Origin of the sequence: Odoribacter sp. AF15-53 (assembly GCF_003479425.1) — a bacterium.
GTDB lineage: Bacteria > Bacteroidota > Bacteroidia > Bacteroidales > Marinifilaceae > Butyricimonas.
This window is the reverse complement of record NZ_QUHC01000006.1, coordinates 239,043-252,730: the sequence shown is the minus strand read 5'-3', so window position 1 is coordinate 252,730 and position 13,688 is coordinate 239,043. Positions and strand designations below refer to the sequence as shown.

Below are 13,688 nucleotides of genomic sequence, written 5' to 3'. Positions count from 1 at the left end.
GCTGATTTATTCTAAAATATTACTTGAACAGTTCGTTTTCTTTGATTGCTTCAACCTGCATGTTCATTTTGTCTTTCAACAAGTAGTCCATGTAATAAACATAAGCGTGTTCGAGATTGGGTTCGATGGCCTTGTTCGAGTAGCCCTCGATAGCGTCGGCCACGACTTGAATCTCCATGCCGCCGTCCGTCGGGATGGTTGAAATAATCGGGTATTTATCTTTAATTTCTTCGTATTCCAGGTCGGTCACGAATATTTCCCATACTTTGCCGCGGGCCAGATTGATCATTTCGTCCGGAGAACCTTCGAACTTTAATTCACCCCGGTTCAGCAAGGCTAATTTTTTACAGGTGCTGGAAATATCACCCACGATATGGGTTGAAAGGATGATGATCGTGTCCTTGTCGCTGATGTCGGACAGGATGTTACGGAACCGGATTCTTTCTTCCGGGTCTAGTCCGGTTGTCGGCTCGTCCACGATGATGACTTTCGGGTTGCCAATGATTGCCTGAGCAATTCCGAGTCTTCGTTTCATACCACCGGAAAGGCGGTTGGCCCAACGGTCGCGTACTTCAAACAATCCTACTTTGCGCAGCATTTCGTCTACAACTTCGCCCCGGTGTTGTTTGCCTTTTATTCCGGCAAGTCCGGCCCCGTAATCCAGGAATTCCCACGTTTTCAATTTCTCGAAGAAACGGAAATCCTGTGGCAGATAGCCTAATAGGGAACGAATGGCTTTCCGGTCCTTAGCGATGTCATAGTCATCGAAATAGATGGTCCCTGATGTGCAACTTTGCAGAAGCGTCATGATTCTCATCAGAGACGTTTTCCCTGCTCCATTCGGTCCTAACAGTCCGAACATTCCCGGTTCGATTTCTAAATTCAAGTCTTTTAAGGCTTTTTTACCTCCCGGGTAGACTTTGTTTAGATTTGCAATTTTAATACGCATAACGTTGGTATTTTAGGTTGGTCTAAATCTATACATAATAAGCCGGAATATATGTTAATAAAATGTGAAATGTCATTCTCTGTATGAGACACTTTTTGCTTAAAAAGGTTTATTGTTTTAACAAAATATTAACATATACCGCCTTTGATATGCTGTTTTGTGTCACTTCGGGCAAAATATTTCCAACAAATTTTCATGATGAAATAGATATTTTTATAATATGGTTTACTTGTGTAAATATACGATATGAATTGATGTTATGCAATTCGTTTCGGTAAAAGGTGGGAGAATATCTACAAATATGGAAATTTTGTCGACGGGAAGTTGTCTGGCGTCAAGAAAAAATTTCACGAATGACACGAATACTTTTCGTGTTGAAGTCGATATTTAAATGAAAGCCAAGAAAAAGGAGAACAATGTCGAGTAAGATTTTTCGACCTTGCTGGTTGAGAGGAATGTTTTTCAATTCTTGGAGTTGACAGGTACAAAGTGCGTGGATTGCTTTGGCAGAGTGCGGGCCGGTATGGTAGCTATTCGGGGAACCTGTCGGGTAAAAACAACCGTCGTTGATGTTGAACACGTGGTCGGGGCGGTAGGTGCTGTTGTCTATGCTGAACCCAAGTAGTTTGCCCAGTCGGAATAGAAATAGTAAATTGAAATTGGCAATATCGTCCTGGGAAATATTCAAGTATTCCACGGAATTTTTGATGTATTCGTATAAATCCGGATTCGGGTCGGAGTCTCGCAAAACGAGGTTTAAAATTTCTCCCCATAAGAGGGCGATATTCATTTTGTAAACATCAAAATAGATCGCGGGGGTATTCACGAGCGGGGAGAACGATTTCAGTTTGTGGAGTCCTCCTCTCTCGTTAGGAATAAATTCGATCTCCACGATTTGCATGCATTGGGCCGATGCGTTGCTTTTGCGTTTGAACAAGGCCATGGGAGTGATCATTTGCATGTAACCTCTTTCTTCCGAGTACACGTGCAGGATTTGCTGTTGCTCGGAGTGGGGGATGCTTTTTAATATGATGGCCTTGATGGTGTGCATGTTTTATTTTATAGCGAGTTCAGAAATTGGCATAATTTTCGAACGGCCTGTCCCCGGTGACTGATTTCGTTTTTTTCGTGGAGGGGCATCTCGGCAAAACTTTCCTGAAAGCCGGCGGGGCGGAATATGGGATCGTAGCCAAATCCTTCGTGACCGTGTTTCGAGGTCAGGATTTCCCCGTTTACAATTCCTTCGAATAAATATTCTTTATCTCCTAGAATTAAGGCGATAACCGTTCTGAAACGAGCTCGGCGTTCAGTAATGTTCTGCATGTTTTGCAGTACTTTTTTCATGTTCGCTTCCGAGTCATGAGTGTTGCCCGCATATCGGGCAGAGTAAACCCCGGGTGCGTTGTTCAAGGCTTTAATTTCTAATCCGGTATCATCCGCGAAACAATCGAGGCCGTATTTGTCATGGATGTATCGGGCCTTTTGGAGGGCATTTCCTTCCAGAGAGTTCTGTTCTTCGGGAATATCTTCATGGCATTGAATATCTTTTAACGACACTATTTCGTGTTGAGATCCGAGCATCTCTTGAATTTCTTCTAGTTTATGGGCATTGTTGGTTGCAAAAACTAATTTCATCTTCTTTTAAATTCATGAATTACTGATAGGACAAAATTAATGAAATAGATTATCTTTGCCACGTTAGAAGCTAAAAACTAAAAGCTAAAAAATAGAAAAGCGATAATAATCATTGAATCTTTGGATCATTAAATCGTAAATCACATGAGGGGTACCGTCGTGAAATCTACCGGGAGTTGGTATTCTGTTCGCCTTGAATCGGGGGAACAGGTTGAGTGTCGGATTAAAGGAAAGTTTAGGATGAAAGGGATCAAGACGACCAATCCCGTGGCTGTCGGGGATGTCGTGGAGATTGAAGCGGGAGCGGAAGGGGGCGTGATCAGCCAGATCATGGACCGGAAAAATTATATTATCCGAAAATCGACCAATTTGTCGAAGGAGGCGCATATCATTGCTGCGAACGTGGATCAGGCGATGTTGGTCGTGACGGTGAATCATCCGGTGACCTCAACTGTTTTTATTGATCGTTTCCTGGCTTCGGTGGAGGCTTATCGTATTCCGGCGGTACTTGTGTTTAATAAGATTGATTTGTACGGGGAAGATGATTTATTGATGCTGGGAGCCTTGACTCAGGTGTATATGCAGGCGGGATACGAGTGTCTTCATGTTTCCTCCTTGACTGGCGAGGGAATTGAAGATGTCGTGGCTGCTATGAAGGATAAGATTACCGTGTTTTCCGGCTTGTCGGGTGTGGGGAAGTCTTCTTTGGTCAACCGCGTGGAACCCGGTTTAGACTTGAAGGTGGCTGAAATATCCGAGTCGCATGATACGGGGAAACATACAACTACTTTTGCCGAGATGTTCCCGCTGAGTTTTGGAGGTTATATCGTGGATACTCCAGGTATTCGGGCATTCGGGTTAATACACATGGAAAAAAATGAGATTTCTCATTATTTCCCGGAGATATTCAAACGTGCCACGGATTGTAAATATTATAACTGCACGCATATCCACGAGCCGGGGTGTGCCGTGTTGGAGGCTGTTGAAAACGGGGAGATCAGTGAAAGTCGATATTTCAGTTACGTGAGCATGTTCGAGGAAGGGGAAGAGAAGTATCGCAAGGGATGACACGCTCTTTGACGAGTGCGCCTTTCTTCAGGAGACATTCATGTCGTCTTTAGTAACGGGGGCATTATCTTCTTGGGATTTTTTTACCATCCTGATAGAAGGTTGATGGGAGATAGATAGAAGTTAGTGTAAAGAAGATATGATTTTAATGGATGCTTTATTCAAGATGAAGTTTATTGTAGGGGAGATGTATGATGTTCCCGGCAAAGGTTGTGCTACTCCTTACAAACGCTTACATCTCTTCGTTAAGTCTGTGTTATAGCTTTCTTATCTTTTCGTTCTATACAAGGGTAATATAACGGTGTTTAAACGACGGGGTGACGGCAGGATGTAAGCGTGAGACATGCGGAGGGCAAAGCGAGCAAGGGCAAAGAAATGGTAGAAAGCACGAAAAATTAATCGTGAGGGGAGAGTCTTCGGGTAAGGAGGGATGGATTTTAGAAAAAACTGGTGTATTTGGTAGCGAGTATTATTTTTTTTTGTACATTTGCCCCCGTTTTACGTCAAGACTAGTGGACAGATTGAAAGAATATAAGATAGCTCACAGGGGCTTAGGGGAAGGCGTTCACTCTTTCGAGTTTGTTATGGATGACAGTTTTTTTGGCTGTTTTGAAGCGACAACAGGAACGAAAGGGAAGGTAAACGCGAAAGTGGATATCGTGAAATCATCCTTGCTGATGGAGGTGCGGATGAAGATCGAGGGGATAGTGAAAGCTATTTGCGATCGCTGTCTGGAAGAATTGGATTTGCCAATTGGTGGGGAGATGAACCTGTACGTGAAGTACGGGGAGCGGGAAGAGGGGAATGATGATGATTTTATTGTCTTGGCACAAGACGAGGATTATCTTGACTTGAGCGAGCCGCTATACGAAGTTTACATGTTGAATTACCCGCTTCGCGTGGTTCACCCGGAGGGAGAATGTAACGAGGAGATGGAACATGTACTGGAAGAGTTGACGATGGAAGAAAATGATAAGATTGATCCCCGTTGGGATGAATTGAGGAAATTAATTAATAATAACTAAATAAAACTAGAGAGAAATGGCACATCCTAAACACCGAATCTCTAAACAGAGAAGGAATAAAAGAAGAACACACGATAAGGCAACAGTTCCTGCAATAGCAAAGTGTTCAAATTGTGGTGCTGCAGTACAGTATCATACTGTATGTCCGGAATGCGGGTATTACAGGGGTAAATTGGCTATTGAGAAAGCAGTTGTTGCATAATATTTATGCAATGATAGATTGCCTTAAATAATACAGCCCCCTGTAGTAGGGGGCTATGCTCGTATATAGGTGTTTGATTCTATTATTCGAATTTGAAAATTTTTATTTTATGGAAAGGCCAAGAGCAGTAATCACGGGGGTAGGAGCGTATTATCCCGACTATATTCTGACAAACGAAGAGTTGAGCCGTATGGTGGATACTACCGATGAGTGGATCATGACTCGGATTGGTATTAAAGAACGACGTATTTTGCGGGATGCCGGTAAAGGCAGTGCTTATCTCGGGGCCAAGGCGGTTGAGGACTTGTTTCGCAAGACAGGCTTGAAACCGGAAGAGGTTGATTTATTAATCTGTTGTACGGTAACTGCCGATATGCATTTTCCCGCTAATGGAAACGTGATTTCCGATATGGTGGGTATAAAAAATGCGTTTAGTTTTGATCTTAATGCCGGGTGTTCCGGATTCTTATATGGTTTAGTCACGGCTACCCAATACGTGGAAAGTGGGCGCTATAAAAAAGTCATTGTGGTCGGTGCCGAGAAAATGTCTGCTATCACGGATTACACGGATCGGGCAACTTGTCCTATTTTCGGGGATGCGGCTTCCGCTGTGTTGCTGGAACCGACAACCGAGGATTTTGGGGTGATTGATCACGTGTTGCGTTCGGATGGGATGGGACGTGTTCACTTGCACATGAAAGCGGGTGGCTCGTTAAAACCGCCTACTCTTGAGACGGTTATGGCAAGGGAGCATTATATTTACCAAGAAGGTCAGCCCGTGTTCAAACACGCGGTGTCGAACATGGCCGACGTGTCGGTGGAAGTGATGCACCGGAATAACTTGACTTCGGAAGACGTGGCTTGGCTGGTTCCTCATCAGGCGAACCTGCGTATAATCAAGGCTACCGGGGAACGTATGGGCTTGCCGAAAGAGAAGGTCATGGTGAATATCCATAAATACGGGAACACCACTTCTGCAACGATTCCATTGTGTTTATACGAGTGGGAAGATCAGTTGAAGAAGGGAGATAATCTAATTCTTGCCGCTTTTGGAGCCGGATTCACGTGGGGAGCCATTTATTTGAAATGGGGATACGACGGGAAATCCGAGAATAATAAATAGTCAAAACAGGAATTTCTGAGTTGATATAGGCGGGACAAGGTTCCCGCTTTTTTTGTGCTTAATATGGATCGGATTCATTTCCGATTTTAAATTAGTTGTTGTATATTTGGTCGGTTATTATGGAAGCTAAATGAAAAAAAGTGCGAGCTTGGATAGTGCGGAAACAAAACCGGCTGTTGTTTTGGAAGACGCCGTGATCGAGGGTGATATCAATTTACCCGGAGGCTTGTGTTTGTTTGGTAAAATATTAGGAAATATTATCGCTGGAGGGCGGGTGGAAGTAAAGTCGGGAGCGGTGGTGACCGGAAATATTTCTTGTCGAGAGTTGGATATCGAGGGGACTGTGGAGGGGACTGTGAAAACTCTTTTTTTGGCAATCGGTGAGAATGCCGTTTTGAGAGGAGACGTGGAAACGGGTAGACTACTCGTGAGAGCGGAGAAGTACGAGATAAAACGGTTACGTTTAGTAAGAAAATAAAGTAAACGATAAATCATGGGAAAAGAAGCACAACAGCAAATCGCGTTAAACTTACTGAGTGAAGGAACTCAAATCATCGGGGATCTTCACGCTTCGAATGACATCCGTATTGACGGGGAAATCAAAGGAAAGATTAATACGACGGGACGTTTGGTTATCGGACAGATGGCCAAGGTAGAAGGAGAAGTTAATTCTCCGAGTGTTGATATTCTGGGGACAATGGAGGGAAGTATCGTATCAACGGGGTCCGTGTCGTTAAGGGCTAAAGCCGTGTTCACCGGGACGATCAAGGCTGCTTATATCGCGATCGAATCCGGGGCGGTCTTTAATGGCGAATGCCATATTCAACGTGATGTTCAACAAAAATAAATGAAATCGTGGTGTGTCGTGTATTTGCAGTGATTTCATTGTTACTCGTGCTGGTTGCCTGTGAAAAGGAACAGGATAAGGTAGACAAGGGTGTGTCGAGGGAACTGGCTAAAGAGCGTAAGACCAATATAGGCGGGGTTTCTTACAAATTATATTTCTCGATCCCCATGGAGAGAAGCGAGGCGATCATGGCAGAGTCGGTGATCTCTTTCGAGTTGTTGAATTTGATTCCGGTAGTTCTGGATTTTAAGGAAGCGAAAGAGAATATAATATCGGTGACTTCGGACGGGAAAAAGATCCCGTACACGTTCAAGAACGAACATATTATTATTCAACCGGAAAATTTTAAGAAAGGAAGAAACGAGCTGGTCATCCAGTTTAAAGCGGGGGAATCTTCTTTAAATAGGAGTGAGGATATGTTGTACACGTTACTGGTTCCGGATCGGTGCCGTACGTTGATGCCCTGTTTTGATCAGCCTGATATAAAGGCGAGATTCAAGTTGTCATTGAAGATCCCTTCCCGTTGGAGGGCGGTTGCCAATGGCGAGCCTGTCCGGACGGAATATTTCAGCGATTATAAATTATACGAGTTCGAGGAGACAAAACCGTTGAGTACTTATCTTTTCGCTTTTACCGTGGGACGATTCTCTTATGTGGAGCGTTACGTGGGGAACCGATGGATAGGAATTTATCACCGGGAGACTGATACGGCCAAGATTAATGCCAGTATCCCGGTGATTGTCAAAGAGGTTAGTCATGCCTTGGACTGGATGGAACATTACACGGGTATCCGTTACCCGTTTGACGTGTATAACGTGGTGGCTATTCCCGCGTTCCAATACGGGGGGATGGAACATCCGGGTGCGACATATTATTTGGCATCAAGGATGTTTTTGGATCGGGATGCCGATCTATCGGCTCGAATGAGTCGTAGCGATGTTATCGCCCACGAGACGGCTCACATGTGGTTTGGTGATTACGTTACCATGAAGTGGTTTAACGACGTGTGGTTGAAGGAAGTGTTTGCCGGATTCATGTCGGATAAGATTATGGCTCAATTGTACCCGGAGGTGAATCATCACTTGAATTTTTTCTTGAATCATTATGAACCGGCGTTACGGACGGATCGCACGAAGGGGACGCACCCGATATTGCAGGAGCTGGACAACTTGAAGGATGCCGGAACCCTGTATGGTGATATTATTTACCACAAGGCTCCGGTCGTGATGCGTATGCTGGAACGGGAAATCTCTGAACGGCAGTTGCGAATCGGTTTGCAGAGGTATCTTCGCAGGTGGTCGTATTCCAATGCGGATTGGGATGATTTGATCAAGTTGTTGGAGACTACGACGGGAAAAGATTTGCAGGCGTGGAACGAGATTTGGATAAAAGAAAGCGGGGCTCCCGTGATTGAATTCCAGAAAAATGGAATTGCTATGATTGACGAGAGCGGGAAAAAACGGGTTTGGCCTCAGGTGATTTCTGTTTGTTGGAATTACATGGGATTAAAGCAGGGAACCTTGGTTCCGTTGCGGGATACGTTGACTCCGTTCAGGCATGGCGAGTCGGTGGTATTACCGGACGGGGAAGTTTTGGGGTATGGTTGTTTTTTACCTACGGAGTACTCGATCCGTTTTCTGGACGAGGAACTGGGGAAAATCGGTAACCCGCTTTACCGGGCCGTGGGGTGGCAGCTGCTTTACGAGGGTGTGTTGAACAAGAAGGTGAAAGGGGAGTTTTTCGTAAAACTTTGTATCAAGCATTTACCCGCGGAAAAGGATAACCTGATCGTGAACCGGACGTTGAGTTTTCTGAGATCGGTTTATTCGACTTACCTGGATGAAGGAAGTCGCCAGTTGTTGCAGGATGATCTGGAGCGTTTTTGCATGAATATGGTGAATAACAAGGCAGAAGGGAAGAATAAGAAGTCATATTTTAATACGCTATTGTCGATTTGTTCTTCTTCCAAGACTTGTAGTTATATGGCGGGAATCTTGCAAGGAGCCGAGTTGCCGACTGGCGTGACAATCAACGATCAGGATAGGATCAATATTGCATTTAATCTCGCACTGAGGGATACGAGTATGTACGAGGAGGTAAAAGGATATGTCATGAAAACGGTTCGGAATAAAGATTTATTGGATCGTTTTGAATACGTGCTACCTTCTTTGTCGGGGAACAAACAGGTACGGGACAGTGTGTTTAATGCTTTGCTGGTAAATGAGAACCGGGTGAATGAGGTATGGGTGGCAGAGTGTTTGCGCTGGTTGAATCATCCGCGGAGGAGGATGGAGGCGGAAGAGTATGTTCCCAAAATATTGGGAGCTTTGCTGGAAATCCAGGAGACAGGAGATATCTTTTTCCCTAATTCGTGGCTGAATGCGGGATTATCCGGGCACACGAGTAAAAACGTGTATTCGATGGTGAATACGTTTTTGGAGAAACATCCGAATTACCCGCAAAATCTGAAGCTGAAAATATTGGCTAATTCCGATCATTTGCGGCGTATATATTCAGGAGAAGAGACTAGATAAATTAAATATGACAATTCAGGAAAATACATTGATATTGATCCCGGCTCGTTATGCTTCCACTCGTTTTCCGGGAAAGCCTTTGGTGGATATTGCCGGGAAACCGATGATTCAGCATGTTTACGAGAAAGCTGTTGCTGTCTCGGATTACGTTTATGTCGCCACGGATGACGAGCGTATTTACAATGCCGTGACCGCTTTTGGCGGACGGGCCGTGATGACTTCCGAGGCGCATCGTAGCGGAACGGATCGGTGTTACGAGGCCTACACGAAAGTGAGGGAAATGCTACATCGGAGTTTTGACGTGGTGGTGAACGTGCAGGGAGATGAACCTTTTATTATTCCGGAACAGATTGAATCGTTGATTGTCCGGTTTGAAGAGCCAGCCGTCCAGATTGCGACATTAGCAAAGCCTTTCGAGAAGAATGACGAGATTTTTGACCCGAATAAGGTGAAAGTGGTATTTTCTGATCGTCGTACGGCTCTTTATTTCAGCCGGAATCCGATTCCCTATTGCCGGGGAGTGGAACGGGATGCGTGGTTAGCTAAAACGCCCTATTATAAGCACGTGGGCATGTATGCTTATCGCCCGGAGATTCTTAAAGCTGTGACTTCTATTCCGCAAGGTATTCTGGAACAGGCCGAGTCATTGGAACAGTTACGTTGGTTGGAGAATGGTTACACGATTGCCGTGAGTATCACGGATCACGAATCTATCGGGATAGATACCCCGGAAGACCTGAAGAAGATATAATAAAAAATCCCGGCAAAAGCCGGGATTTTTTATTATATCGTCATGATATCTTTCTCTTTCTTTGCGAAATACTCATCGGCTTTCTTGCCGTATTCGTCTGTCATTTTCTGAGCTATGGCTTCGGCATCCTTGGACATGTCTTCGGGGAGTCCGTCTTTAACCATTTTCTTCACTTGTTCGATGACATCCCGGCGGGCGTTACGGATACTTACTTTCGCGGTTTCCATTTCGCCTTTACTTTGTTTCACGAGTTCGCGTCTGCGTTCTTCCGTGAGAGGCGGGATATTTATGCGGATAAGTTCTCCGTTATTATCGGGGTTCAGTCCGAGATTAGCATTCATGATCGCTTTCTCGATCGGGGCAATCATGCTTTTCTCCCATGGTTGAACGGCAATCGTTCTCGGATCCGGGGTTGAAATATTGGCAACTTGTGATAACGGGGTAGGACTACCATAATAGTCAACCAGCACGTCTTGTAAGATTTTCGGGTTGGCTCTTCCTGCCCTGATCTTGCTAAGTTCTGTTTCAAGATGAGTCAGAGCGGCTTCCATTCTCTCTTTTGCTTCGTCGAGATAAAATTGTACTTCCTCGTTCATATAACTTTTTATTTGATTTAATATCACGTAATGAATCAAACAAAGGTATAAAAAAAACTTTATTTTTACTCTATCCTACGCCACGTTTCCTTGACCTGGATATTTTTCTGTGTTCCGTCGGCCAGTTTCAATTTTACTTCTCCCGTGAGCACCAGAATCCGGCTATTTACTTCGTACTCGTAACTGGCGTGATATTCCATGATGTCTTTTATTTTAACCGATGGTGAGGTTTCGGAAAGGTATCGCCCGTTCGTGATTTTGTACGTGCCGCTGACACCGTTGGAACAACTGAACGTGAAATCATCATAGAATTCTTTTTGTAGGACATTTTTGGTATCAACCCCGTTCTCTGATATTTTTTCCCATTTCCCGATGAACGGGTTAGCAATAACGGCCCGAATCAGTTTGCCCGGACTGAAGATGCAGTCTTCGACGTATCTTTTGAATTTTTTAAGCCCCAGATAATCACGAATTTTAATTTCCCGTAGTGTCGTGTTAGCTCTGAAACGAGGTGTGATTTTCACGTATTCGGTGATGAAATTTTCACCGGGAAGGCTATCAATGAGGCGGATTTGTTCTTCCCATTCTTCTTTGTAGAATTGTAATATCTTGTTCTTGTCTGTAACGGGGAGAGACATCGTGGGCATGACAATGCTTAACATGATTTCCGAGGACTGTTGTTGTTCGCGGGCCGAGGTGACAATTCTCTTGTAAGCGGCGTTGTCTGATCCGTAGCGTTTTTTCAGGTAGAGGCGATACATGTCAAAAGAGGCTTGGGGAACCGTGTCGAGTCCGGTTTTCAGTTTCTCTTCCTCGTTGTTTAACACTTTCAGGTATTTCTCGAAGGTACGCCTTTCAACGCTGGGGGGAGTGCTTCTTAGTGCGAAATAGACCGGCACGGTGTAGGAAACTCGTACGGGAACATGGTTGTGTTTTCCGGGAAACCATTTGGGCATGGAAGCGATAACTTCTTTCGCCTCGTTATCCAGTTCGGGAGAGACTCCACGGATGATTTTCACATCACTGACAGATCCGTCTTTTTCTATGATGAACCGGACGTAGACTCTTCCCTCGATTCCCTTGTCTTTTGCGGCTTCCGGATAATGAATGTTGTTGTATATCCAGGCATTCAAGTTGCCGGGGAAAACGGGCATTTCTTCCACGAACAGGTGGACCTTATTATCAGCCGTGGAATCCTGAACGGGTTGTTTTTCTTGAACTTGACTAATCGCCGGGTGTATGCACAGAATGGTGAAAAGGATCACCAGCCCGATTTGTGACTTGATTAAAAGTCGTGATTTGGCGTTGTATCGTTTTAGTATCATGGTGCGTTTCTTAGAGTGATAAATAGTTCTTTTTATCACAGCTAAATATAGAACGTTTTTTTTGCTTTTGCAATGAATATAAAGATTTAATGAAAGTTTAACTTGTTTCGTTAAGAATTGATTTTCGAATGGTGATGATGAATCCGGCGGATTTTATAGTTTATAGAAGTTATAAAAATGTTCATTACCGGGCTGATCAGGTTAAAAAAGCAGTAGGGAAGATAGTCCAATGTGGCAACCCCCAACACTCTCGCTTGCGTGGCCCCGCAGGTATTCCACGGGATAAGTACCGAGGTGACCGTGGCGGAATCTTCGAGAGCCCGGCTTAATACTTCCGGTTTCAGTTCCCGGTCTTTATATATCTGTTGAGTCATCTTACCCGGGACCACGATGGAGAGGTATTGATCGCAAGAGGTAATATTGAACAGGATGCAGGTAGAAATGGTTGTGGAGATGAGCGAAGTGTCGCTTTTTACAAATGAAAGCAGGGCTTCGCTAATACGTTTGAGAAATCCCCCGGCTTCCATGATGCCGCTGAATATCATGGCCATAATGATGAGCCATACCGTGTTTAACATTCCTTCCATTCCACGGGTGGATAATAGCGAGTCGATCTCCGGGGCTCCTGTCGATAGTTTCATCCTTCCGAATATGGTTTGAACGATAAGTTGATAAGCGTTAGAGAACTGCTCCCCTTGAATCAGGCTATTTATTAATTGCCCTTGGAAGATTAAAGCGAAAAGCACGCCGAGACCGATCCCCACGAGCATGGCCGGAACCGGCGGGACTTTTTTGATGATAATGAAAGCCAGTAAAGTGGGAACTAGAAATAGCCAGGGAGTGATGTGGAATGTGCTTTCAATACCAGACAGGATCATGTCGGTATCGCTGATTTCCGTGGAGTTATGATACCATAGACCGATTACTCCAAATATAACTAGCGTGATCAGGTAAGTTGGTGTAGTAGTATAGAGTAAGTAGCGGATATGCGTGAAGATGTCGGTCCCGGCGATAGCGGATGCCAGGTTTGTCGTGTCGGAAAGCGGGGACATTTTATCCCCGAAGTAAGCTCCGGAAATGACAGCCCCGGCAACAATACTCGTGTTCATGTTGAATGCGTTTCCGATACCGATGATGGCCACGCCCACGGTGGCGATCGTTGACCACGAACTTCCCGTGGCAACGGAGACGATGCTGCAAATGATGACGGAGGCTACCAGAAAGAAAGAAGGCGACATGAGTTTTATCCCGTAATAGATCATGGTCGGGATCACCCCGCTCAGCATCCACGTGCCGCTTAATGCTCCGATAAGTAATAGAATGAGAATCGCGGGCATGGCGGAATTGATCATGCTTAATATTTTACTTTGTATGGTTTTCCATTTCACGTGATGAACTCCGGCAATGATACCGCTTATAGTTGCCGTGATCATGAGTGCTATTTGATTGGCCCCGCCCAGCGGGTCGTCAAAGTAGATCACGTTCAGAAACAAGAAGCCGATTAACACGAAGATAGGCGTAACAGAGAGTAGTAATGACGGAGATTTCATAGTATGTGTTATCGTTGATTTTTACGCGTATATACGGGAAAAGACGAGAAATAGTTCATAAAGTTAAGTTATATGAGGATGAG

General features: G+C 44.7%; 14 protein-coding genes. 8 read left to right on the top strand and 6 right to left on the bottom strand.

Features of this window, described 5'->3' with window-relative positions:
- Nucleotides 1-19: 19 nt before the first annotated feature.
- The 3 genes from DWW52_RS14145 to DWW52_RS14135 all read right to left on the bottom strand — a co-directional run bounded on the left by DWW52_RS14145 (nt 20) and on the right by DWW52_RS14135 (nt 2,584).
- Nucleotides 20-949: an ABC transporter ATP-binding protein gene (locus DWW52_RS14145; RefSeq protein WP_118716151.1), complete on the bottom strand. Its 930-nt coding sequence runs from the start codon at nt 947-949 to the stop codon at nt 20-22.
- Between the two features lie 334 nt (nt 950-1,283).
- Nucleotides 1,284-2,000: a DNA repair protein RecO gene (recO, locus tag DWW52_RS14140; RefSeq protein ID WP_118716150.1), complete on the bottom strand. Its 717-nt coding sequence runs from the start codon at nt 1,998-2,000 to the stop codon at nt 1,284-1,286.
- A gap of 8 nt (nt 2,001-2,008) precedes the next feature.
- Complete coding sequence (locus DWW52_RS14135; protein WP_118716149.1) at nt 2,009-2,584, bottom strand: non-canonical purine NTP diphosphatase; 576 nt, start codon at nt 2,582-2,584, stop codon at nt 2,009-2,011.
- A 144-nt stretch (nt 2,585-2,728) separates the two neighbouring features.
- Here DWW52_RS14135 and rsgA point away from each other — a divergent pair, with 144 nt between their 5' ends.
- The 8 genes from rsgA (at nt 2,729) to kdsB (ending at nt 10,134) form a co-directional block, all read left to right on the top strand.
- Nucleotides 2,729-3,652 carry a ribosome small subunit-dependent GTPase A gene (gene rsgA, locus DWW52_RS14130; RefSeq protein WP_118716148.1) on the top strand — a complete coding sequence of 308 codons (924 nt, stop codon included), beginning with the start codon at nt 2,729-2,731 and terminating at the stop codon, nt 3,650-3,652.
- Nucleotides 3,653-4,164: 512 nt separating this feature from the next.
- Nucleotides 4,165-4,677 (top strand): DUF177 domain-containing protein, encoded by a 513-nt coding sequence (locus tag DWW52_RS14125; protein ID WP_233556920.1) that lies wholly within the window; start codon nt 4,165-4,167, stop codon nt 4,675-4,677.
- Nucleotides 4,678-4,693: 16 nt separating this feature from the next.
- The gene (rpmF, locus tag DWW52_RS14120; RefSeq protein WP_027201828.1) at nt 4,694-4,879 is read left to right on the top strand and encodes a 50S ribosomal protein L32; all 186 of its coding nucleotides are present in this window, start codon (nt 4,694-4,696) and stop codon (nt 4,877-4,879) included.
- Between the two features lie 109 nt (nt 4,880-4,988).
- A complete protein-coding gene (locus tag DWW52_RS14115) occupies nt 4,989-6,002 on the top strand; it encodes a beta-ketoacyl-ACP synthase III (RefSeq protein WP_118716147.1) in 1,014 nt (337 codons plus the stop codon).
- A 130-nt stretch (nt 6,003-6,132) separates the two neighbouring features.
- A complete protein-coding gene (locus DWW52_RS14110; protein WP_118716146.1) occupies nt 6,133-6,480 on the top strand; it encodes a polymer-forming cytoskeletal protein in 348 nt (115 codons plus the stop codon).
- A gap of 15 nt (nt 6,481-6,495) precedes the next feature.
- Nucleotides 6,496-6,849, top strand: a complete 354-nt coding sequence (locus DWW52_RS14105; protein ID WP_118716145.1) for a polymer-forming cytoskeletal protein — start codon at nt 6,496-6,498, stop codon at nt 6,847-6,849.
- A gap of 8 nt (nt 6,850-6,857) precedes the next feature.
- A complete protein-coding gene (locus DWW52_RS14100; RefSeq protein WP_148315374.1) occupies nt 6,858-9,383 on the top strand; it encodes a M1 family aminopeptidase in 2,526 nt (841 codons plus the stop codon).
- Between the two features lie 7 nt (nt 9,384-9,390).
- Nucleotides 9,391-10,134 (top strand): 3-deoxy-manno-octulosonate cytidylyltransferase, encoded by a 744-nt coding sequence (gene kdsB, locus DWW52_RS14095; RefSeq protein WP_118716143.1) that lies wholly within the window; start codon nt 9,391-9,393, stop codon nt 10,132-10,134.
- 32 nt (nt 10,135-10,166) lie between these two features.
- On the opposite strand, the gene frr is transcribed toward kdsB, so the two are convergent.
- From frr to nhaC, 3 genes are all read right to left on the bottom strand, one after another.
- On the bottom strand, nt 10,167-10,730 hold the full coding sequence (frr, locus tag DWW52_RS14090) for a ribosome recycling factor (protein ID WP_118716142.1): 564 nt from the start codon (nt 10,728-10,730) through the stop codon (nt 10,167-10,169).
- 65 nt (nt 10,731-10,795) lie between these two features.
- A complete protein-coding gene (locus tag DWW52_RS14085) occupies nt 10,796-12,055 on the bottom strand; it encodes an energy transducer TonB (RefSeq protein WP_118716141.1) in 1,260 nt (419 codons plus the stop codon).
- Nucleotides 12,056-12,165: 110 nt separating this feature from the next.
- Nucleotides 12,166-13,605 (bottom strand): Na+/H+ antiporter NhaC, encoded by a 1,440-nt coding sequence (nhaC, locus tag DWW52_RS14080; RefSeq protein ID WP_118716140.1) that lies wholly within the window; start codon nt 13,603-13,605, stop codon nt 12,166-12,168.
- Nucleotides 13,606-13,688 lie beyond the last annotated feature (83 nt).

Coding starts and splice junctions, on each gene's coding strand:
- nhaC (WP_118716140.1), bottom strand. CDS start 13,605: ATGAAATCTCCGTCATTACTACTCTCTGTTACGCCTATCTTCGTGTTA.
- frr (WP_118716142.1), bottom strand. CDS start 10,730: ATGAACGAGGAAGTACAATTTTATCTCGACGAAGCAAAAGAGAGAATG.
- DWW52_RS14135 (WP_118716149.1), bottom strand. CDS start 2,584: ATGAAATTAGTTTTTGCAACCAACAATGCCCATAAACTAGAAGAAATT.
- kdsB (WP_118716143.1), top strand. CDS start 9,391: ATGACAATTCAGGAAAATACATTGATATTGATCCCGGCTCGTTATGCT.
- DWW52_RS14145 (WP_118716151.1), bottom strand. CDS start 949: ATGCGTATTAAAATTGCAAATCTAAACAAAGTCTACCCGGGAGGTAAA.
- DWW52_RS14110 (WP_118716146.1), top strand. CDS start 6,133: ATGAAAAAAAGTGCGAGCTTGGATAGTGCGGAAACAAAACCGGCTGTT.
- DWW52_RS14115 (WP_118716147.1), top strand. CDS start 4,989: ATGGAAAGGCCAAGAGCAGTAATCACGGGGGTAGGAGCGTATTATCCC.
- rpmF (WP_027201828.1), top strand. CDS start 4,694: ATGGCACATCCTAAACACCGAATCTCTAAACAGAGAAGGAATAAAAGA.
- recO (WP_118716150.1), bottom strand. CDS start 2,000: ATGCACACCATCAAGGCCATCATATTAAAAAGCATCCCCCACTCCGAG.
- rsgA (WP_118716148.1), top strand. CDS start 2,729: ATGAGGGGTACCGTCGTGAAATCTACCGGGAGTTGGTATTCTGTTCGC.
- DWW52_RS14085 (WP_118716141.1), bottom strand. CDS start 12,055: ATGATACTAAAACGATACAACGCCAAATCACGACTTTTAATCAAGTCA.
- DWW52_RS14105 (WP_118716145.1), top strand. CDS start 6,496: ATGGGAAAAGAAGCACAACAGCAAATCGCGTTAAACTTACTGAGTGAA.